The following is a 20,856-nucleotide window of genomic DNA, read 5'->3' on the forward strand; positions in this document are numbered from 1 at the left end:
GTGCTATAAGGTTGCCTCGCCCAAAAAGGAGGTGCGCATGGCGCCAGTGAATCTGCGGGGCAGCCTGTTGGCGATACTTGTCGTCACACAGCTGTTTCTGCCGCTCCACACACTTCCTGTGCAGGCCGAAACCGTTACCGAGAAGAGTGGTCAAGCGCAGAGTGCCGAACAGGCACAACCAGCGGCGGATGGAGACGAGGGGTTTGCCTCGTATTACGCCAAACGCTACAAGGGTAGACGGACAACCTCGGGGGCACGGTATAACCCCGGAAAAATGACAGCGGCACATTCCTCGCTTCCCTTTGGCACCAAGGTCAAGGTTATCTGCCTTAACAGTGGTCGGGAAGTGGTGGTGACAGTGAATGACCGTTGCAAGCCACGCAAGAAGCCGTTCATCGATCTTTCCCGGGCAGCTGCACGCAAGCTCGGATTCCTGGGAAAGGGGACTACTCGGGTCAAGATCATCGCGATGAATGAGGACGACGCGGGGTAACAGGTACAATAAAAAATCACAGGGCGAAAAAAAGGAAACGGCCGGGAGGATTATCCCGGCCGTTTCCTTTTCCGGCAGCGTGCAGGCGGCGAGGCTGCTGTCAGCTCTCCGACCAGTTTGTCGTTAGCGGGATTTGCTCTTGGTTGTCGTCTTCTTTTTCTTTTTTGTTTTCGACACCTTTTTTGAAATTTTCCCCTTTTTTGCTTTCCCTTTTTTCTTCTTGTACTTCTTAGTGTCGGGGGAGAGTTCGTCACGAATGTTGCTCAACAGGACAGTTGGCTCTTCGAGGGTCGGGTCGGCCCTCTTTGCGGACTCCAGAGCCTCTTTTGCCTCGTTAATGTGACCGGTTTTCATATAGACACGGCCGAGGGCGTTCAAGGCTTTTGCATGATCATCCTTAAGAGCGACCGCTTCCTTGTATGAGGCCAGGGCGTCTTCGTAGTTCTTTTTGAATTCGTAGACCAAACCGAGTTTGTAGTGACTGTTGGCGTCCTTGGGGTTGAGTTCTACGTTTTCCTTGAGCAGCGTGATCAAGTCGTCGTAGTTCTTGTTCTTAACGTAGATGGTGGTGAGGGCGTTGCGAGCCTCGACATCGTCTTTCTTCAGCCGGAGTATCTCTTTGAATTCGCGTTCAGCCTCGTCTCCCATGCCGTGCTTGCGATAGAGAAGCGCTAGTTCGTGGTGGGCATCGAGCGAGTCGGGCTTGATTTTGATGATTTCCTGATATTCGGCGATCGCATCTTTGGGGTCCTTGGCATTGCCATAGAGCCTGGCGAGTTTCAGGTGCAGCTGGACATCCTCGTTTCGCAGCTTGAGGAGTTCTCGGTACTGTTCTATTGCCTGGGGGGTGCTGCCGCGCGAGGCGTAGATATCTCCAAGGCGCTGGCGGGTATCCCCTTTTTCTCCAGCGAATTTTAACGACTGCCGGTATTCTACGACTGCTTCGTCGAGAAGCCCTTTCTTTTCGTAGAGAATTCCCAGCTTGTAGTGCAGCCCCTCATCGTCGGCCTTGAGGCGTGATGCTTCCTGGTAGGCGGCAATGGCTTCATCGAGCTTGTCGCTGGCGGCAAGGGCATCCCCGAGTTTCTGCTTTGCTTCTGCCCAGGCGGGTTTTATCTTAATAGCTTTCCGGTATTCGGCCACTGCCTTGTCGTAGTTCTTTTCGGCAAGAAACGCATCGCCGTTTTTCAGATATTCCTGGGGCTGGTCGGCTTGGGGATTCTGGGCAACACCGGCGAGCAGGAATTCATAGTCGGCGGATTTCTTGTCTCCAAGCTGTTCGTACAGTTCTCCGAGGCGCCGGTGGACTTCTTTGCTCTGGGGATGTGCGTTCTGGGCCTTTTTCAGCTCGTCGAGTGCCTTGTCGGTCTGCTTGCGGGCCAGGTAGACCTTGGCCAAGCCAAGGCGAGCCGGCTCAAATGCCGGGTTGATGGAGAGGGCTTGATTGTATTCGGATTCGGCACGATCGAGGTCGTTTCCCTGGATCTGGGTATCTGCGAGGTCGGCATGGAGTTGGGGGTCGTCCGGAGCTGATTTCAGGGCTTCGTTGAAGTGATACTGGGCGAGTGAGTAGATCTTCCGCTGGGCAAAGATGCGGCCGAGGCCACGGTGGTAGGGTGCTGCCGACGAGGATTTGACAGCCTTGGTAAGTTCCACGGCCGCTTCGTCGGTCATCCCTTTCTCCAGATAGAGCAGTCCGAGGTTGCCGCTCGCCTGGGTGAAGCCGGGATCAAGTCGCTCTGCCTCGCGGTATTCGGCGATGGCGCTTTCCAGCTTTCCGCTTTCCGCAAGCCTTCGCCCCTTGACGAAATGTCCGGCAGGGCCTTCGGGGCAAAGTTCCGCTGCCCGTGTTTCTATTCGGGACCTTTCTGCTGCATCGGATCTGGAGGGGATGCCTTCCAGGATCTCGCGGGCATCTCCGCACTTGTCCTTGCCGGCGAAGCCCCAGTCGAATCCGCACGTGAGGGTGGCCGTCAGGCAGAGAAGGATAAGCAAAAGGCGTTGATTCATGGCTCTCCTCACTGTGTCACTATCCGCTGGAATGCTGAAGAAGCGCGCATTATACATGGCGCATGCCGCAAATTCAATCCATATCAAAGTTGGAGGGCGTCCATCCCCGGCAATAGCCGCTTTAGCCAGCCCCTCCTCCGCGTTGCCTTGACTTTCGAGGCAAAGATGGTTAAATCATGAAAGTCTGCCTCGTGGCAGTGATTCCAGGAGATTGTCGTTTATTCCTCTGGAGGGGGATTGATGCCTGTCATACCCAAGGATCCTCTGGACTGGCTGACCTTGTTCCGGCAGCAGGTTGATGTCATTTTCAACTACCTCTCCAGCCTGGAGCGGGGTGCGGGCAAGCAGGAACAGGAGTACGTGCCGCTGGTCGATATCTATGAGACAGCGGACGACTATATTGTAGAGTTTGAATTGCCGGGGTTCGAACGTCGTGACCTGAGGCTCTCCATCTGCTGTACTACCCTGATTTTTGAAGGAGTGAAGCGGCGGGACCATACCCGCAAGGGGCACCGCTTCATCCGGGTGGAGCGGCATTTCGGGCACTTTTCGCGGATGATAGAGATTCCGCCGAGCGTGGATATCCAGAGCGTTCAGGCTTCGTATGACCGGGGGGTACTGTCGGTACGGTTCAAGAGACTGCATGACCGGCAGATGGTAATCCGCGACATAGTTATTGACTGAGAGTGAATCCTTCAAGGAGATAGTGATTTATGGAAACTACCAAGCAGCAGGATGCTGAAGAGCTCAAGATTCCTGACGTTCTGCCGCTGCTTCCGGTGCGGGATGTGGTGGTCTATCCCTACATGATCCTGCCGCTTTTTGTGGGGCGTGAGATTTCTATTGCCGCTGTCGATCATGCGCTTTCCGGTGATCGTCTGATATTCCTCGCGACCCAGAAGGATGTGAGTGACGAGGATCCCGAGCCCGAAGCCATTTACGAGGTCGGGACAGTGGCAATGATCATGCGGATGCTCAAGCTTCCCGATGGCCGGGTGAAGATCCTGGTACAGGGGCTGACCAAGGGAAGGATCAACGAATATCTGGCGTCGCGTCCCTATTATTCCGTCCGGATCGAACGGATCACCGAGCCGGCTGCGCTGGACGATTCGCTGGAAACCGAGGCGCTCATCCGGACAATCAAGGAGCAGCTCAGCAAGATTGTTTCCCTGGGCAAGGTCATCTCTCCCGAGGTCATGGTCATTGTTGAAAATATGCAGGAGCCCGGCAGCCTTGCTGACTTGGTTGCCAGCAACATCGGGCTCAAGGTCGAGGAGGCACAGAAGCTCCTGGAGATTTTCGACCCGATGGAGCGGCTCAAAAAGGTGAACGAACTCCTGAACAAGGAGTACGAACTGCTCGACATGCAGGCGCGGATACAATCAGCTGCCAAAGAGGAGATGGGCAAAAGCCAGCGGGAATATTATCTCCGTGAGCAACTCCGGGCCATCCAGCAGGAGTTGGGGGAGACCGATGCCCGCGCCGAGGAGATTGCCGAGTTGCGCAAGGCGATCGAAAACGCCAAGATGCCGCCACCGGTTGAAAAAGAGGCACTCAAACAGTTGGGGCGCCTGGAGCAGATGCATCCCGATGCCGCTGAATCGGGCATGTTGAGGACGTTTCTCGACTGGATGGTCGAACTCCCCTGGGGGAAATCGACTCGCGATGCGCTCGATATCAAGAAGGCGAAAAAGATTCTCGATGAGGATCACTATTATCTCGACAAGATCAAGGAACGCATCCTGGAGTTCCTGGCGGTCAGGAAACTGAAGAAAAAGATGAAGGGCCCGATTCTCTGTTTCGTCGGCCCTCCCGGCGTGGGCAAAACGTCTCTGGGCAAATCCATTGCCCGCTCCATGGGGAGGAAGTTTGTCCGGATTTCCCTGGGCGGCGTTCGTGACGAGGCCGAAATCCGTGGCCACCGTCGCACTTACGTGGGTGCCCTGCCGGGGCGGATCCTGCAAGGGCTGAAACAGGCAGGGTCCAACAACCCTGTTTTCATGCTGGACGAGCTGGACAAGCTCGGCTCGGATTTCCGCGGCGATCCGTCTTCGGCCCTGCTGGAGGTTCTCGACCCGGAACAGAACTTCATGTTCTCCGATCATTACATCAACCTGCCGTTTAACCTGTCCAATGTCATGTTCATTGCCACGGCCAACCAGATCGACACTGTGCCGGGACCGCTCCGTGACCGGATGGAGGTGATCTCCCTTGCCGGTTACACCGAGGAAGAGAAGCTGCAGATTGCCAAACGGTATCTGGTGCCCCGGCAGACCAAGGAGAACGGCATCTCTGCCAAGTACCTCGCCATCACCGACGAGGCGATCAAGACGGTCATCGCCAAATACACCCGCGAGGCCGGTCTGCGCAATCTGGAGAGGGAGATCGGCACCATCTGCAGGAAGGTTGCACGCAAGGTTGCCGAAGGAGAGAAGCGACACTTCGCGGTGAATGCCTCTACCGTTGCCAAGTATCTGGGGCCGGCAAAATTCCTCCGCGAGGAAGAGATGGAAAAGAATGAGGTCGGGCTTGTTACCGGTCTGGCCTGGACACCGGTTGGCGGGGAGGTCCTCCTTGTCGAGGCGACCATCATGGCCGGCAAAGGCGGGCTCACGCTTACCGGCCAGTTGGGTGACGTGATGAAGGAATCAGTTCAGGCAGCCCTTTCCTGGATTCGAGCCAAGGAAAAAGAACTGAATCTTTCGGAGGATTTCTTTCATAACGTGGAGATCCATGTGCATGTCCCGGCAGGGGCAATCCCGAAGGACGGCCCCTCGGCCGGCATTACCATGGCCACGGCACTGGTCTCGGCTCTCACCAAGATCCCCGTGCGCAAGGATGTGGCAATGACCGGCGAGATTACCCTGCGGGGCAAGGTTCTCCCCATTGGCGGGCTCAAGGAAAAAATCCTCGCTGCTGTCAGGGCCGGCATTACGACCATCATCATCCCCGAGCAGAACAAGAAGGACCTTGAGGATGTTCCCAAGAATATCCTCAAGAAGGTCGAGATCGTCACGGCAAAGCAGATCGACGATGTTCTCAAGGTCGCCCTCGAAATTTATCCGCCGCCGCCCCAGGGGGCTTCAAAGGCATCGGCGCCCGCCAAGAGCGGCGCCCGCAGAGTGACTGCCAAGGCCCCGAGGGCCACGGCTTGAACCTTCGTTCACTCGGTGAATTCGGGCTCATTGACCGTATCGCCGGCAGGGTTGCAGCCGGCACCGGGATAATTCGCGGCATCGGCGATGATGCCGCGGCTGTGAAGCCGAGCCCGGGGACCGTCCAGCTCCTGACCTCCGACATGCTGCTGGAGGGGGTGCATTTTGACCTGACGTTCACCAGCCCGGAAGCGTTGGGGCGCAAGTCCCTGGCGGTCAATCTCTCCGATATGGCGGCCATGGGTGGGCGGTCGCGCCACTTTCTCCTGTCGCTGGCAATCCCGCCGTCGGTGTCGCTGGAGTTTCTCGACCCGTTCATCGGCGGTCTTCTGGACATGGCTTCATGTCATGCTGTTTCCCTTGTCGGCGGCGATACGTGCGCTTCCCGGAGCGGGCTGGTCATCAGCATAACCCTTGTGGGAGAACAGCTTCCGGAGCGGGTGGTCTACCGTCAGGGAGCCCGGCCCGGCGATCTGGTATGCGTGACCGGATTTCTTGGCGACTCTGCCCTGGGTCTTGCCGAGCTGAGAGCCGGCTTACGGGAAACCCCTGCCGTCAGTCGCCACCTGGAACCCTCTCCCCGCTGCAATGAGGGACTTATGCTTGCCGAAGCAGGGCTCCCCACGGCCATGATCGACGTGAGCGACGGGCTTCTTGCCGATCTCGGCCATATCCTGGAGTGTTCGGGAGTGGGAGCAAAGGTCTTTCTTGACCGTCTTCCGCTCTCCGAATATTTTTCGGCCGAGGCGGGCAGACTGGTGTCTGAGCCGATACAATTGGCCCTGGCCGGCGGAGAGGATTACGAACTCCTTTTTTCGCTGCCGCGGCAGTACCTGCCGCAGGCACGGCAATTGTTGTCTGCAAGAGGAATCGGCTGTGCCGTGATCGGAGAGGTGACCGAAGAGGCCGGGCTACAAGTCACGGCTCCGGATGGCTCTTCTTACCAGCCCACGGGTCTGGGATTCAGCCACTTCTGAAAGTCCCTGCCGGCGCACTCTCAAGCTGGGGGTGCTCTCGTCCTTCCTGCAGACCATAACCGCAATGCCGAATGTTCCCCGGGGCAGACTTGAGTCGGAATATCGCCGTTTTTTCAGCCAAGGGTGAGTGATGTCCAGCGAGGGAAGCGGACGAGTCATGGATGCTGTCATACCGGATATCCCCGCTGAGGATCTGGAGCTTATCCGGCAGCTCCTTGCAGAGCGAACAGGCTTCCTGCTGGACGGTTACAAGGACAAATGTATCAAACGGCGGATCAACATCCGCATCCGCGCGACCCATAGTGACAGTGCCACAGCGTATTACCGCCTGCTTGCGCGGGATGGGCGTGAACTGGCACTCCTCCATAAGGTTCTTACCATCCATGTGAGTCATTTTTTTCGCAACCCCTCCATGTTTCGCAAGCTGCAGGAGGAGATTCTCCCTGTTCTCTTCGCCCAGGCGGCTGAAACGGGTAAGGCGGGTTTTACCGTCTGGAGTGTGGGGTGCTCAAGCGGTGAAGAACCGTATTCCGTGGCCCTGCTGTTGAAAGAACATTTTGGCGTCCACTCTGAGCACAATCTGGTCAGGATCATTGCTTCGGACATCAATCAGGAGATCCTTGATACTGCCCGCAAGGGAGTGTACGGAACTGAGAGGCTTGTCGAAGTGGATCAGGGACTCCTGAATCGTTATTTCAAGCCGATAAATGGTAAATATGAATTGTCTCCCGAAATTCGGGGGATGGTAACCTTTTCCCGTGGCGACCTGTTCAACAGCGGGGACTTCCCCGCATGCGACCTTATTTTCTGCAGAAATGTCTTGATCTATTTCGAACGCAGCCGGCAGGAGCGGATACTTGAGGGATTTGCCGCATCGCTTGCCGGCGGAGGATTCCTGGTTCTGGGCAAATCAGAAACATTGGTAGGGGATTCGCGGAAGAAATTCCAGACGGTCTGTCCCGTGGAAAGGATATACCGGGCACTCTGCTGAACAGTGCGGCGAGCCGAGTGGCCCTGACGTTGCCCTGTTTCCGGGCACTGGAGAGGAGGAGGGAAGTAGATGCAAATCCCGATAGGATATAAATTCATACTCGGCTGTATCGTGGTAGTGGCGGTGGTGGCCTTTGTCCCCGACCTGATACGGTTGCTCGGCTATGCCCCAGAGATTACCACGATCCTGACCTATGTGCTGGCAATTACCATCGGCCTCATCCTCGGTTGGTTCTTTTCTCGTCGGGTAAGCCGGAATATCGCCATCCTGACTTCCTCTACCGAGGCGATCAGCGCCGGGGACCTGACACGGGATGTTGCCCTCGGCAGTTCCCATTTCCCTGATGAAACCCACAGCCTTGCCGAATCTATCAATGTAATGGCCGAGAACCTCCGTATCCTGGTCCGGCAAATCCGTGAAACCTCGGGGAGGGTCTCAGAGGCGGCCCGGACCCTTTCGTCGTCGGCGCTGGAAATCAATGCCTCCACCGAGGAGGTTGCCCAGGCAGTAGAACAGATATCCCGTGGTGCCGAGACCCAGGCGGAGATGGTGACCAGGGGGTCGAAGGTGATCCACGAGATGGCCATTTCCGTGGAACTGGTGGCGAAACGGGCGAAAGAGTCGGCCAAGGCAGCCCGCCAGACCAGTGTGACCGCACAGCGCGGCGGAGAATTGGCCAATGATTCGCTGGATCGGATGAAGGGATTCTATGATTCGGTCGAGCTTTCCGGGCGTCTGTTCCTTGACCTGAACAGGAAACTCCAACAGGTCGGAAAGATTGCCGACATCATTGTCGAGATCGCCCGCCAGACCAACCTGTTGGCGCTTAATGCTTCCATTGAGGCTGCCAGGGCCGGTGAATACGGCAAGGGATTCGCCGTCGTTGCCGAAGAGGTTCGAAAACTTGCCGATGGGACCGGTACGTCTGCGGCGGAGATCGTTGAGCTGATCGGGGCGATCAAGGAAGATGGCCAGCGGGTGTACGAAACCATTACGGAAAGCTCCCGCTCCATCGGCGAGGGGAAGAAGAATATCGACATCACGGCCTCTGCATTCCGTGAGATTCTCACCACGGTCATTGAAACCGAACGAAGGGCCAACAGCATTGCCGACCTTTCCCACATGCAGACGGAGGGGGCGGAAAAGATGGTCCGGATGGTGGATGAGATAGCAAAGGTGGCCGAGGATAATGCCGCTTCCACCGAAGAGGTCTCAGCGGCGACCGAAGAGCAGTCCGCAGCCATGCAGGAGATGGCGCTGGCGGCACAGGACCTGGCACGCATGTCCGATGAGTTGATGCGTTGCGTCGAGCGTTTTCGGGTGGCGGGCACACAGGGTGCCAACCCGTGACGGATGCGCCTGGCCGTTTGGTCCTGTTTCGTATGGCCGGGAGACGCTGTGCCTTCGATCTTGCGGAAGTCGCCGAGGTGACTGAACTCCCTGCCGTCTACCCGGTTCCTCTGGCCCCCCCATCCTTCAAGGGGGTAATGAACTGTCATGGCAGGCTGGTGTCGCTGCTCGACCTGGGGGTCTACCTGGGGTTTGAGAGCAGTCGGGAGGGGGGGAAGGTGCTGGTGCTCGACCGGCGTTTTGCCGATCTTGCGCTCTGGGTGGACGAGGTGGAGCGCATTATTCCCGTAGCAGAGGTGCTGTCCGAGCGTGAAGGAGAAGAGGAGCATGTGAAGCAGCTCCTGACCCTCAATGATGGAGAGGTGCAGCTGTTGTCGGCCTTGGACCTTGTTGAAAAACTGGATGCGGAGCTGCAGGTGATTATCCACTCCCCCAATGGCGACAGGGGAGACAGCCGCAGGAGAGAAGCTACCTGACATGGATATGTCACAGTACCGGGATCTGTTCCTGGCGGAATCGCGGGAGCATGTGGGTCGTCTGAATGAGTTGATCCTCTGTCTGGAACAGGTTCCCAGTGATCAGGAAAAGATCAATGCCCTTTTCAGGGCCGCACACTCCCTCAAGGGAATGGCAGCGTCCATGGGATACGATCCCATTGCGGAACTTGCCCACAAGATGGAGGATCTGCTCTGCCGGGTACGGGAAGGTGAGTTCTCCTTTGCCGAAGATGTGGCATCTCTCCTCCTGGAGGGTGCCGACCTCCTGGCGACGCTCCTAGATGATGTTGCCGGGGAGCGACCATTTTCACACAATACCTCTCCCCTGATCCAGCGATTGATCACTTTTTTGCCGCAGGAGGCCGTAACCGACCAATCGAACATTCCCTCCCCGGTCGAAACTGTTTGCACTGATCTGCCGCATTCCGCTCCGTTGCCGCCTTCGAGCCGGGAATCCATCCAGACGGTCCGGGTGCGGACCGAAATCCTTGATCGGCTGATCGATACCACTGGTGAGCTTTTTACCACAAAGCACCGGCTTCTTGATGCGCATCGGCAGTTGCACGGCCAGGGCATCGCCGAAGGTCTGAATGATCTGGCTCGCCTGCTACGTGAACTGCACCAGATGGTGATGAAGGTGAGGCTCATGCCATTCTCGCTGTTGGCGGAGCGCTTTCCTCGGCTGGTCAGGGAACTTGCCCAGAAAAACGGCAAGGAGGTTGCGCTCGCCATAGATGGCAGGGATATCGAGCTCGATCGGGGCATTTTGGAAGAGCTGGCCGATCCCCTGGTCCATATCCTGAGGAATGCGGTGGATCATGGCCTGGAGCCACCACAAGATCGCCTCGTCGCCGGAAAGTCGAAAACGGGGAGAATCCGACTTTCTGCCTGGCGTGAAAAAGATCAGGTGGTCATTGCCGTTGAAGACGATGGTCGTGGCATGGACCCAGAACAGTTGATCGCGGTGGCAGTAGGAAAATCGCTCATTTCCCCGGAAGAGGGGATGCGGATGACTCCGCGAGAAGCCTATTTGCTGACAACGCTGCCCGGTTTCTCAACGGCCCGCGAGGTTACGGATGTATCGGGGCGCGGAGTGGGCATGGATGCCGTACGGGCCACGATACAGGCTCTCGGAGGCGATCTGCTGATCGATTCCGAGCTGGGCAGGGGAAGCAGGATCAGTCTTCGCCTCCCGCTCACCATCGCCATAATCAATGTGCTCCAGATCGTTGCCGGCCATCTGAAGGTAGCGGTGCCGGTCACCAGCGTTCTGAGAACTCTCGAACTGTCCCGCGACCAGGTAGTGGTGAAGGATCGCCGCGTATCGTTTTCCCTGGATGACGAGGAAATCCCGCTCGTTAGTCTCAACAGACTGCTGGGGGTTCCCTTGTCCGCCACCGGGCTGGAGCTGTTGCCGGTAATCGTAGCCGAAATCAAGGGGCGACGGATCGGTGTCGCTGTTGACCGGGTGTTGGGGCAAAAAGAGGTACATGTGAAACCGGTAGGCAGGCCGTTGAACCGGTTACGCGGGATTTCCGGAGGGGCAATCCTCGGGGACGGCGAGATTATCTTCATCCTTGACCCCGCCACGCTCTTCTGACGAATAACAGGTTGCGCTGTCAGTGAAATTATGGCACAATTTCCCGCTACTAAGGGGGCTATCATGCTGCAGTTTCGAAGCTTGTTCCTGGCCTTGGCGCTGCTGTCGGCAGCCGTGATACCATCTTTTGCCGTCACCACGGTGCCGGCACCGGTCAACATCGGGTTGAGAGACGTGATCAATACTGTCGAGCAGTCCTTCTCCTCGGCGAACAGATATGATTCTCCCGATAATGATATTTTCCTCGTTGATCTGACGGCAGACTTCTTCCAACGTTCCATTCTGGCGAAAAACAATCGCGAGTTGCGTGCCGATGGCCAGTTCTATCTGAAAAACGCCGATTATCAGCGGCGCGATCCACTGATGTTCCGTTTTGATTACTACCGGCCCACGACCCATGAAATCGTCTCCGATGGTTCCACGCTCTGGACATATCTTCCGGAAAACCGCCAGGTAATCGTCAGCGACATGAGTTCATTTTTCAATCCGGATCTCTCCGATCCTGCCCGGAATTCCGGTTTCAATTTTCTTCAGGGTCTGTCCCGGATATCCAAGGATTTTGAGATACTCTTTTCGCAGCAGGGGAGGGACATGGATGGTAACTACATCCTCGAACTCACCCCCAGACGCGCCATGGAATCCATCGAGAAACTTTTTGTCGTGGTACGCTTCGAATCTGTGCGCCGTTTTGTGCAGAATGGCCGCCGCATAATCAACCCCGCCTATAAGAACAATCGGCGGGCCGACCTCCCCAGGCCGGAATGGGCGTTTCCCATTCTCTCGACCACCGTGATCGATCACCAGGGGAATTCCACCACCCTTGAGTTCAGCAACATCAAGGCGAACATGGGTTTGTCCGGTGGGCTCTTCAAGTTTGATATCCCTGCGGATGTCCAGGCGGTTCGCCCTCCCGGCAGTCGCTGATGGCAGGGAGCCGGAGTGCTCCGCATGATAAGGCGACATGATCCGGTGTCGCCTTTTTTGTGTAACGGGAAAGGATTGTTATGAAACGATTTACGATGCTGGCATTGGCTCTGGTCATGTTACTGCTTCAATCCGGCACCACGTGGGCTGCGGGTGATGCCGATTTGAAGGCGGTTGTGGCAACCCTTGAGGATGGCTATCGTCTTCTCAAGGATCTGCAGGCGGATTTCAGTCAGAAGACGACCCTGACGGCGCTTAAGCGGGATGAAAAAGGGAGTGGAGAACTGGCCATGAAACGTCCTGCCAATGGTCCAGCCATGTTCCGGTTCGATTACCGCAAGCCCCGTCAGCAGATTGTGTCCAACGGCAAACAGGTCTGGTTTTACCTCCCCGACAACAAGCAGGTTATGGTGAGCGATGTCAATACCATGCTCGCGCAGGGAGGGGTGGCACTCAATTATCTGACCGGAATGGGAAACGTTTCGCGCGACTTTGCTATCTCCTTCTCCGGTACAGGCCGCGATGCCAGGGGTAACTATCTACTGGACCTGACGCCGAAGAAGGGGGGGCAGGCTTTTGCAAAGCTTCAGCTGACCATCGCGGCAGCGGCGGTCGCAAAGTACCGCGATTCAGGAGCAGCCCAGGTGCCGTTCCCAATACTCTCGTCGGTTGTCTACGACCAGATGGGGAATCGCACTGCCATCGAATACGGCAAGGTACGGGCCAACCAGGGGATTGCCGCGGACAGATTCAGCTTCAAGATACCCAAGGGCGTGGAAGTCATCAAGCCGTAACCGCTGCTGCGAAATTCTAAGAGGTGCCTGACCGCCCGGGGAGATCTTTGCTTCGGAGTTTCAATACACCAGGAGGTTCTTGGAATGCCATCATTCGATATCGTGTCAAAGGTTGACATGCAGGAAGTGGACAACGCCGTCAATCAGACGGTGAAGGAGATTGCACAGCGGTACGATTTCAAAGGGTCCAAGAGCGAGATCACCCAGGAGAAGGATACCATCAAGGTGCTGGCCGACGATGACTTCAAGCTCAAGGCAGTGATAGACATCCTCCAGTCGAAATTCCTCAAGCGAGGGATTTCCATCAAATCGCTCCAGTATGGCAAGGCAGAAAATGCCTCCGGCGGCATGGTCCGCCAGATCATCACCATTCAGCAGGGCGTCTCCAAGGAGAAGGGGAAAGAGATCATTGCTGCCATCAAGGAAACCAAACTCAAGGTCCAGGCGCAGATCATGGAGGATCAGGTCAGGGTTACCGGCAAGAATATCGATGACCTGCAGGAGGTCATCGGCCTGCTGAAGGGCAAGGACCTGGGCATCGAGATGCAGTATATCAATTTCAGATCATAGGATGGGTGAGAGCTTGCACAAGATTCAGGATAAGGTCAGCATGGTCAGCCTCGGCTGCCCGAAGAACCTGGTGGATGCGGAAGTGATGCTCGGCTACCTGGCCGAGAAGGGCTACACCATCACCACCGATGAGCATGAAGCGGACATCATCATCGTCAACACCTGTTCCTTCATCAAAGAGGCAAAACAGGAGAGCATCGATACCATCCTTGATCTCGCCGATCGAAAGCACGACGGTCGCTGTCGGCTGCTGGTGGTTGCCGGCTGCCTCCCTCAGCGCTATCAGCAGGAACTGGCCAAGGAGCTTCCCGAAGTTGATGTCTTCATCGGCACCGGAGATTATCCGCGCATTGCCGAGATCATCGCAGAAAAGCAGGAAACCGGGGGGCAGGTCCTCTATACCGGGGACCCCAATTATCTGTACGACATCGACCTTCCCCGCCTGCAGTCCTCACCCTACTACACCGCCTACCTGAAAATTGCCGAGGGGTGCTCCAACTGCTGTTCATATTGCGTGATACCGTCGTTGCGCGGATCGTTCCGCTCCCGGCCATTGCGGCAGGTCGTGGACGAGGCGCGCAGGCTGGTCGAAAACGGCGCCAAGGAGCTCAACCTGGTTGCCCAGGATGTGACCCGTTATGGCAGTGACCTGGCGGATGGTGAAAACCTGGTCCGGCTCATCGAAGAACTCCATGGCCTGCCGGGTCTGCGTTGGATCCGGCTTCTCTATGCCTATCCGGACGGCATAACGGATGAGCTGATTGCCATCATTCGCGATGGGGAAAAGGTCTGTAAATACCTGGATCTCCCGCTCCAGCACATTGCCGACCCGGTCCTTTCGCGGATGAACCGTCGCAGTTCCGAGGCGGATATCCGGGCGCTCATCGAAAAGTTGCGCTCAGCCGTCCCTGACATTACCCTGAGGACTTCGTTCATCGTCGGATTTCCTGGTGAGACCGAAGATGACTTCAAGAAGCTGCTGCATTTTGTGGAAGAGACCCAGTTCGACCGGCTGGGGGTTTTCTGCTATTCCCGGGAAGAGGGGACCCCTGCGGCAGAGATGAAGGACCAAGTCTCGGAGCGGGTAAAGCGTGAACGCCACAAGAAGTTGATGCGTGCCCAGGCACGGGTTTCGTTCAAGCGGAATCGCCGACTGATTGACACCGTTACTGAGGTGATGGTCGAAGGATACAGCGAGGAGACAGAACTCCTGCTCAAGGGGAGAACAGCGCAACAGGCGCCGGACATCGACGGCCAGGTCTATATCACTGCCGGCCAGGCCAATGTGGGTGAAATAGTGCGACTCAAGATCACGGATTCATCTGACTATGATCTGATAGGAGAGATAATTTCTTAATTTATTCAAATAGTTAGCCTCTGGGGCTTTTCCCTTGACAACAAGGGAAATTGCTGTATCATTGCGACGCCCTGGCGGGCGAGGGTTGTTAATTTTTTTTCTGGAGTGTCGTGTATATGGTTGATGCGCAGTCGGAAATGAAAAGTGTTCTCCTTAAGATGAAGGAGGATACTCTCAGCGAAATAAAGAGGGCCTTGAAGTCAGGGGCCAATACCACTACCGGTGAACCGAGTGGCGATATCTATGACCAGGCATCCAGTGAGCGGGACCGGGAGCTTGATCTGCTGCTGGGAGACCGTGAGCGGGAAAAGCTTGCGAACATCGAGGAAGCGCTGTTGCGCATTCAGGATGGTGAGTATGGCATCTGCGAGGAATGCGAAGAGGAGATCCCGCTGGGACGGCTCAAGGTCCTTCCCTTTGCCCGTTATTGCGTCAAGTGCAAGTCGGATATCGAGAAGCAGCAGGCACAGACCAAGCGGTTTGAAGAGGATCGTGTCTATCGCGAGATAGCTCTGGGTGAAGAAGAGGAAATGTAGAAGATTCCGTATTTTCAAGCAGGATGAGATGTTGCAAAGGGCGCCAGACGGCGCCCTTTTTATTTCCCCAGCAGGCGTGCGTAATCGGCCAGCGTGATGGATGTCTGCCAATGGCCGGAGAGTTTCCCCACCAGAGTTCCGCCCCAGAAACCTGCGACCACGAAAATTGCGAACAGGATGCCGTTTATGGCAAGCCGCCCGCCCGTCAGTTTCATCTCCAGGGCTCCGCTGGCTCGACAGTGGCTTATGCAACGCCAGCAGCCGATACACTCGGGAGAGTGCATCCGTTCTTTTGCCATGACCGGAAGGTATGCGGGGCAAACCTGGCTGCAGGCACCGCACGAAACGCACTGCTGGTGCGAGCGGGTCACTTTGAGGGGGGAGAGTGTGGAGATGAGCCCGAGAAGTGCCCCATAGGGGCAGAGATAGCGACAGAAGGCATTGCGGACCGGGATGGAGAGCAAGGCGAGAATGAGAATGAACGCAGCCGCACCCGCCGAGGGGGACTGAAAGAAGGCAAGGAGTCTTACATCAGCGACCTTGTGGTAGTCGGAATAGATGAAGGTCGAAACCGCTGTGCTCGGCATCTGCCAGAGGATCGAAACAAGGAAAAATGCGAGCAGCAGGTACTTGATGCCACGTAGCAGGACATCGAGCCAGTGTGGTAGGCGGACGTTCCTGCGTAGAGTTCTGAACCCTGCCTTCCAGAGGAGTTCTGAAATGGTCCCTACCGGGCAGATCCATGAACAGAATGAGCGTTTGAAAAGAAGCGAAACGCCGATTATGGCCATGAAAATAACCACGGCTGCCGGGTGGATGGGGTTAATATCGCCGTGTGTCAGCCAGTCTTTCATCCCGAGGAGTCCGGAAATTGGCAGGAACCCCTCAATCGCTGCAGGCCTCGGGACAAAGGATGCCGTCCCTCCTGCACGAAAGTAATGGACAAACTGGGCGAATCTGATTCCCAAGTAGAGCATGAACAACAGATAGCACCATTGGATCGCTATTCGCAGTGGTTGTACAAAACGTTGGTGCATGATACCCCCTATGGTCGATCCGAATACCTTATCCCACCTCTGCTGACTTGTAAACCCTCGCCAGTCGAAGTGCTGTCAAGGGATTGACTGCCGTGCTTTTGGCGGTATGCTTGACCCTGTCGCCTTAGCAAAGAGATCGTCATTGCGATTCGGAGACGTACATGGACGCAGTTGAATCGCATTCCCACAATCGGATAATCCTTGCGGCATTCCACAACTCGACCAATGTTGAGCGGATAAGGTTGAGTCTTGAGGAAAGGGGATTCGAGTTTGACCTGGCAGGCAGCGGCGCTGCTGTCCTTGCATATTGCAGATACAAGCGGCCGGATCTGATGATATTCGAAAGTACGCTTCATGACATGGGGGCGGAGCAGCTCATCGCCGAACTCGAAACGATAACCTTTCTCCCCCCTTATGTAGTTGTGGTGCGTCAGGTCGACACGGGCAGTGCTGTAACATTGATGAAGGATGGTGCCGGAGATGTGCTACCGGACGATGCAGACTTGCCTGAACGGTTGCCAGCGGTTGTGTCCCGATTGTTGGATGAAGAAGAGGGAAAACGCCGGCTGGCAGCGCTGGAGCGTTCACTGCGGGAGAGTGAAGAGCGTTTCCGCTCGCTTGCCGAAAACGTACCGGATCTGTTGATCCGCTTTGACCGGAACCTTCGGCACCTGTACCTCAATCCAGCTGCAGAGCGCTTCTATGGGCAGAGCGCTTCGGATGTGATGGGCAAGTGGCTGTCCGAAATGGCTCTCCCTGACGGATTGGCTGTGGCATGGGATGACGAACTTCAGAAAACCCTGTCCTCGGGAGTGGCGCAGGCATTCCAATGGGAGCAGGAGGGTACGCATGGCAAGGTCAGTTATGATCTGCGATTGATTCCCGAATTCGATGTTCTCGGGAGGGTATCGACCATTCTGGTGACAGGTCGTGACATTACCGCCTTGAAGCGTCTTGAGGAGCAACTCTATCATGCCAGGAAACTGGAAGCGATCGGGACCCTCGCAGGGGTTGTCGCCCATGATCTGAACAACCTCTTAACGCCGATTCTTGGCTATGCCAACATCCTGAAGAGAGACATGTCTGGTGATCACCCCCTGGCAAAAGGGGTGACGGTCATCGAGAAGGCAGCGGAACGGGCTGCCGGACTGCTGAGCAGGCTTTTGGTTTTTGCCCGGCAGATCAAGCACCTGAATATACCCGTCGAGCTGTCGGTTCTTTTTGACGATCTGTTGGCAGGACTGAAAGCGCATCCCGGAAAAAACGTGACAGTGATTGATCAGCGTTCCAGCGATACCCCGCCGGTACTCGGGGATCCAATGCAACTGGCGCAAGTGCTGCAGCACATCGTCAGTAATGCCATCGATGCCATGCCGGACGGTGGCGAGTTACGTATCGGTACGGAACGAGTCATGCTGGATGCGGATTTCTGCCGGCATCATCCGACAGTTGCCATTGGCCCCCATGTCTGCGTGAAAATTTCCGATAGCGGTTCCGGTATTCCTGCCGATGTACGCGAACGGATATTCGAACCGTTTTTCTCCACCAAGGGAGTCACACCCGGTCGCGGACTGGGTCTGGCCATGGTCTACAGCATCGTCAAAAGTCATGCGGGTGCCATTGTTGTCGACAGTACGGAAGGGAAAGGAACCACGGTATCTCTCTTCCTCCCGGCTGTGCAGCCCCCCTCTGTTCCCTCCAAATAAGATTTCCCCACCAAGTTTCAGAATAGTTTGTGACATATTGTGACATCTTCACCGGCTATGATTTATTCATCATGGTTTTGGAGGTGAAAGATGGAACCGATGGTTGCGTTCAGTGTACTGGTTGTCGTGTATGGTGGGGCGATATCAGTTCTCGACGAATGGGCGGCCTGGCGGAAAAGCCGGATGAGAAGGGCTGTCAGGGTGTCGGAGGTACGGAGTCGACGGAGCCGTCAGGTACGGAGTAAAGTTTTTTGTCCAAAAGATGGCGTGGTTGGACGTTGGCAAGTGCCCGCAAGAGGCTCTGTTTGACATGAGGAATGCCCTTCTCCAGATCTGCGAGAAGGTTTTTCATGCGTTTGCGCTGCTGGTCGGCTTGTCCGCAGGCAGGACAGCAGCAGCATACAATCGGAAAATTGCGGTCACGGGAAAAACGGATGATATCCGATTCGGCAACGTATACCAGTGGACGGATAACCGTGGTCACCCCGTTATCTGCGAGCATGCCAGGAGCCATGGCCTTGAGAGAGCCGACAAAGAACTGGTTGAGAAGCAGCGTCTCGATAAAATCGTCGAGATGATGACCCAGCGCCAGCTTGTTGCAGCCGAATTGCTGGGCAAGAGTGTAGAGGGTTCCTCTCTTCAGCCGGGCACAGATCGAGCAATATGAAGAGCCGGGCCGTCGTTTTTCCGCAATGATCCGGTAGTGGTCGGTGCTTTCCACGTGGTACCGGATTCCGTGGTTGCGAAGGTGCTGGGCAATGATATCACTGCGATACCCCGGATATCCGGAATCGATGGTGATGGCGAATAGCTCGAACCTGATGGGAGCCCGCTTCCGTAACTCCTCCAGAATATGCAGCAGGGTATATGAATCCTTTCCTCCTGAAACAGCTACCGCAATCCGGTCTCCATCCTTGACCAGACCGTAGTCAGCAATTGCCCTGCCGACGGCATTCTTGATTTTCTTGTACAATCTTTCGTCGCGCATATTCATGTGAAGGGTCTCTAGAACACGTCAAGATCGGCAGCGATGCCCAGTTCTCTACAGAGATCGCGGAAAAGGGTATCAACGGGTGCTGTTGCCGAGACTGGCTTGTTGTGAAGGCCGTTGAAGGCCATGGTACGGCAGTGAAGCATCATGCGGGATGCCTGGGGCCCTCCATAGGAGGTATCGCCGATGATTGGCAGGCCGCAGTGCGACAGGTGTACGCGAATCTGGTGAGTGCGGCCGGTGAGGGGGCGAGCTTCCACGAGTGTCGAGGTCTCGCCTTTGACAATAACACGGAACTCGGTCGTCGACTCCTTACCAGGGGAGATTACGCCGTAGCGGAATTTGTTGAGTTTGCCGATCGGTTCCGAGATGGTCCACGACTCCTCTTTGGGGTGACCAGCCACTACCGCCCAGTAAACCTTGGTCACCCTGCCAGCTTTCAGCTCTGCGGAGATATGGGTAGCCGCACGTTTATGCTTGGGGAAGAACAGCACTCCCGAGGTGCCCCGGTCAAGACGATGGACAATCCGTGCCTGTTCTTTGGACCCGTGCGTGCGGAGATAGCATTCCACGGCATACTCGGCGGTTCCCTTCAGCTGATATGGGGTCCGCTGGCTGTTTATCCCCACCCCCTTGTTGACTGCAAGGTAATCCATATCCTCGTAGAGCATATCAGTGGGAATATAGGCAAGATCAATGCAGCGTTCCTTCTCGATCAGACCGAGGGCTATGGTATCACCCGAATGCAGGGTGCGCGAGGCCACGCGAACTAGTGAGAGATTGACCGTGCAACTTCCCCAGTCGAGGAGGCGACGGATTTCGGTTTTGGAGAGTTGTGGGAAGAGAGCTTTGAGTCCATCGTCAAGACGCAACCCTGCCTGCTCGGAACCGACTATTGCCTGGAGTATCAAGGCCGCCCCGCTGCAGCCCGAAGAAGTGCGGCTATGGTTTTCCCATCGCTGATCCTGCCATCCTGCGCCATGCATAACGCTTCACTCAAAGGGATTCGTAGCGTGGTGATATCTTCATACGGATCTGGTTGGGACACCCCTTGAGAAAGGCCCGTGGCAAGAAAGAGGTGGATGATTTCGTCGAAAACGCCAGGTGAGGTAAATATCTGGCCGAGAGGTGATAGGACAGCAGCCGTGAGCCCGGTCTCTTCAACCAGTTCGCGACGGCCGCAATCGATCGGGTTTTCACCCGGACTCAAACGGCCTGCCGGAATTTCAATGGTGAACTCTTCGACCGCAGGGCGCAATTGACGGATCAGGGTCACCGTATCGTCGTCATGGAGAGGGAGAACGGCTGCCCCGCCGGGGTGCCGAACGATCTGGTAGGTGTGCCAGCCTTTGGAGCCGATTTGTACATCCAGTTGTTCCAGATCTACCACCAGCCCATTGAACAGACGGGATTTATGACGAACTTCCATGGTATATGCCTCCGTACGGTCTATTGATATCATGATCGAAAGGTCATGTGAAGAAATTTGATAGCGCTTTACCGGCGCTTAGTCTGTGTTAAGCTTGAGGAAAATAAACCGCTAGGGAGGGTGCTATGTACGGTTCCGACAGGGTTTACAAAAAGGTGGAGGTAATCGGTGTGTCCAAGAACGGTGTCGAAGCAGCCATCCAGGCAGCTTTGACAAAGGCACACAACACACTGGAAAAGGTTTCCTGGTTTGAGGTGCAGGAAGTCCGTGGTCATGTGGGAGATGATGGCATGGTTTCAGAATACCAGGTGATTCTCAAGGTGGCATTTCAGTTGAAGGATTGACGATGGGGGAAACCCGCAATTGAATAATTCTTTTCCTCATATTCTTTAGGAGTTTTAAACTCAGGCCGATAACGTATTAAAACGTATCTGAAAGT

At 55.9% G+C, this 20,856-nt stretch carries 20 protein-coding genes; 15 read left to right on the forward strand and 5 right to left on the reverse strand.

Annotated features, from left to right (window positions below; translation table 11 throughout):
- The first annotated feature begins 37 nt into the window (after nucleotides 1-37).
- Nucleotides 38-493, forward strand: coding sequence for a septal ring lytic transglycosylase RlpA family protein (locus GJT30_11340; protein ID MSM40201.1), 456 nt, complete (start codon nucleotides 38-40; stop codon nucleotides 491-493).
- Between the two features lie 123 nt (nucleotides 494-616).
- On the opposite strand, the gene GJT30_11345 is transcribed toward GJT30_11340, so the two are convergent.
- Nucleotides 617-2,503 (reverse strand): tetratricopeptide repeat protein, encoded by a 1,887-nt coding sequence (locus GJT30_11345; protein MSM40202.1) that lies wholly within the window; start codon nucleotides 2,501-2,503, stop codon nucleotides 617-619.
- 240 nt (nucleotides 2,504-2,743) lie between these two features.
- Here GJT30_11345 and GJT30_11350 point away from each other — a divergent pair, with 240 nt between their 5' ends.
- From GJT30_11350 to GJT30_11405, 12 genes are all read left to right on the forward strand, one after another.
- Nucleotides 2,744-3,187, forward strand: a complete 444-nt coding sequence (locus GJT30_11350; GenBank protein MSM40203.1) for an Hsp20 family protein — start codon at nucleotides 2,744-2,746, stop codon at nucleotides 3,185-3,187.
- A gap of 29 nt (nucleotides 3,188-3,216) precedes the next feature.
- Complete coding sequence (gene lon / locus GJT30_11355; protein ID MSM40204.1) at nucleotides 3,217-5,658, forward strand: endopeptidase La; 2,442 nt, start codon at nucleotides 3,217-3,219, stop codon at nucleotides 5,656-5,658.
- Nucleotides 5,655-6,635 (forward strand): thiamine-phosphate kinase, encoded by a 981-nt coding sequence (gene thiL / locus GJT30_11360; GenBank protein ID MSM40205.1) that lies wholly within the window; start codon nucleotides 5,655-5,657, stop codon nucleotides 6,633-6,635. Before lon ends, thiL begins: the two co-directional genes overlap by 4 nt.
- A gap of 157 nt (nucleotides 6,636-6,792) precedes the next feature.
- Nucleotides 6,793-7,626: a protein-glutamate O-methyltransferase CheR gene (locus GJT30_11365; protein ID MSM40206.1), complete on the forward strand. Its 834-nt coding sequence runs from the start codon at nucleotides 6,793-6,795 to the stop codon at nucleotides 7,624-7,626.
- Between the two features lie 69 nt (nucleotides 7,627-7,695).
- On the forward strand, nucleotides 7,696-8,976 hold the full coding sequence (locus GJT30_11370) for a HAMP domain-containing protein (protein ID MSM40207.1): 1,281 nt from the start codon (nucleotides 7,696-7,698) through the stop codon (nucleotides 8,974-8,976).
- Nucleotides 8,973-9,452 (forward strand): chemotaxis protein CheW, encoded by a 480-nt coding sequence (locus tag GJT30_11375; protein MSM40208.1) that lies wholly within the window; start codon nucleotides 8,973-8,975, stop codon nucleotides 9,450-9,452. The genes GJT30_11370 and GJT30_11375 overlap by 4 nt, the downstream gene beginning before the upstream one ends.
- A gap of 1 nt (nucleotide 9,453) precedes the next feature.
- The gene (locus GJT30_11380; GenBank protein ID MSM40209.1) at nucleotides 9,454-11,073 is read left to right on the forward strand and encodes a chemotaxis protein CheA; all 1,620 of its coding nucleotides are present in this window, start codon (nucleotides 9,454-9,456) and stop codon (nucleotides 11,071-11,073) included.
- A 63-nt stretch (nucleotides 11,074-11,136) separates the two neighbouring features.
- The gene (locus GJT30_11385; GenBank protein MSM40210.1) at nucleotides 11,137-11,997 is read left to right on the forward strand and encodes an outer membrane lipoprotein carrier protein LolA; all 861 of its coding nucleotides are present in this window, start codon (nucleotides 11,137-11,139) and stop codon (nucleotides 11,995-11,997) included.
- Between the two features lie 80 nt (nucleotides 11,998-12,077).
- The gene (locus tag GJT30_11390; protein ID MSM40211.1) at nucleotides 12,078-12,791 is read left to right on the forward strand and encodes an outer membrane lipoprotein carrier protein LolA; all 714 of its coding nucleotides are present in this window, start codon (nucleotides 12,078-12,080) and stop codon (nucleotides 12,789-12,791) included.
- A gap of 84 nt (nucleotides 12,792-12,875) precedes the next feature.
- Nucleotides 12,876-13,361: a YajQ family cyclic di-GMP-binding protein gene (locus tag GJT30_11395; protein ID MSM40212.1), complete on the forward strand. Its 486-nt coding sequence runs from the start codon at nucleotides 12,876-12,878 to the stop codon at nucleotides 13,359-13,361.
- A gap of 13 nt (nucleotides 13,362-13,374) precedes the next feature.
- Nucleotides 13,375-14,718, forward strand: coding sequence for a 30S ribosomal protein S12 methylthiotransferase RimO (gene rimO, locus GJT30_11400; protein MSM40213.1), 1,344 nt, complete (start codon nucleotides 13,375-13,377; stop codon nucleotides 14,716-14,718).
- A gap of 116 nt (nucleotides 14,719-14,834) precedes the next feature.
- Nucleotides 14,835-15,254, forward strand: a complete 420-nt coding sequence (locus tag GJT30_11405; GenBank protein ID MSM40214.1) for a TraR/DksA family transcriptional regulator — start codon at nucleotides 14,835-14,837, stop codon at nucleotides 15,252-15,254.
- Nucleotides 15,255-15,313: 59 nt separating this feature from the next.
- On the opposite strand, the gene GJT30_11410 is transcribed toward GJT30_11405, so the two are convergent.
- Nucleotides 15,314-16,291 (reverse strand): 4Fe-4S binding protein, encoded by a 978-nt coding sequence (locus tag GJT30_11410; GenBank protein MSM40215.1) that lies wholly within the window; start codon nucleotides 16,289-16,291, stop codon nucleotides 15,314-15,316.
- Nucleotides 16,292-16,452: 161 nt separating this feature from the next.
- Between GJT30_11410 and GJT30_11415 the strand changes: the two genes are divergently transcribed.
- Complete coding sequence (locus GJT30_11415) at nucleotides 16,453-17,997, forward strand: PAS domain S-box protein (protein MSM40216.1); 1,545 nt, start codon at nucleotides 16,453-16,455, stop codon at nucleotides 17,995-17,997.
- A gap of 196 nt (nucleotides 17,998-18,193) precedes the next feature.
- Here GJT30_11415 and ttcA read toward each other — a convergent pair whose 3' ends face one another.
- Genes ttcA through GJT30_11430 form a run of 3 tightly spaced genes read right to left on the reverse strand, consistent with a single transcriptional unit; the run spans nucleotide 18,194 to nucleotide 20,417 of the window.
- The gene (gene ttcA, locus GJT30_11420) at nucleotides 18,194-18,991 is read right to left on the reverse strand and encodes a tRNA 2-thiocytidine(32) synthetase TtcA (GenBank protein ID MSM40217.1); all 798 of its coding nucleotides are present in this window, start codon (nucleotides 18,989-18,991) and stop codon (nucleotides 18,194-18,196) included.
- An 11-nt stretch (nucleotides 18,992-19,002) separates the two neighbouring features.
- Complete coding sequence (locus GJT30_11425; protein ID MSM40218.1) at nucleotides 19,003-19,899, reverse strand: RluA family pseudouridine synthase; 897 nt, start codon at nucleotides 19,897-19,899, stop codon at nucleotides 19,003-19,005.
- A complete protein-coding gene (locus tag GJT30_11430; protein ID MSM40219.1) occupies nucleotides 19,896-20,417 on the reverse strand; it encodes an NUDIX domain-containing protein in 522 nt (173 codons plus the stop codon). The genes GJT30_11425 and GJT30_11430 overlap by 4 nt, the downstream gene beginning before the upstream one ends.
- 125 nt (nucleotides 20,418-20,542) lie before the next feature.
- On the opposite strand from GJT30_11430, the gene GJT30_11435 reads away from it, so the two are divergent.
- The gene (locus tag GJT30_11435; protein MSM40220.1) at nucleotides 20,543-20,761 is read left to right on the forward strand and encodes a dodecin flavoprotein; all 219 of its coding nucleotides are present in this window, start codon (nucleotides 20,543-20,545) and stop codon (nucleotides 20,759-20,761) included.
- The last annotated feature ends 95 nt before the right edge of the window (nucleotides 20,762-20,856 follow it).

The sequence above is a fragment of the Geobacter sp. genome, assembly GCA_009684525.1.
Taxonomy (GTDB): domain Bacteria; phylum Desulfobacterota; class Desulfuromonadia; order Geobacterales; family DSM-12255; genus Geoanaerobacter.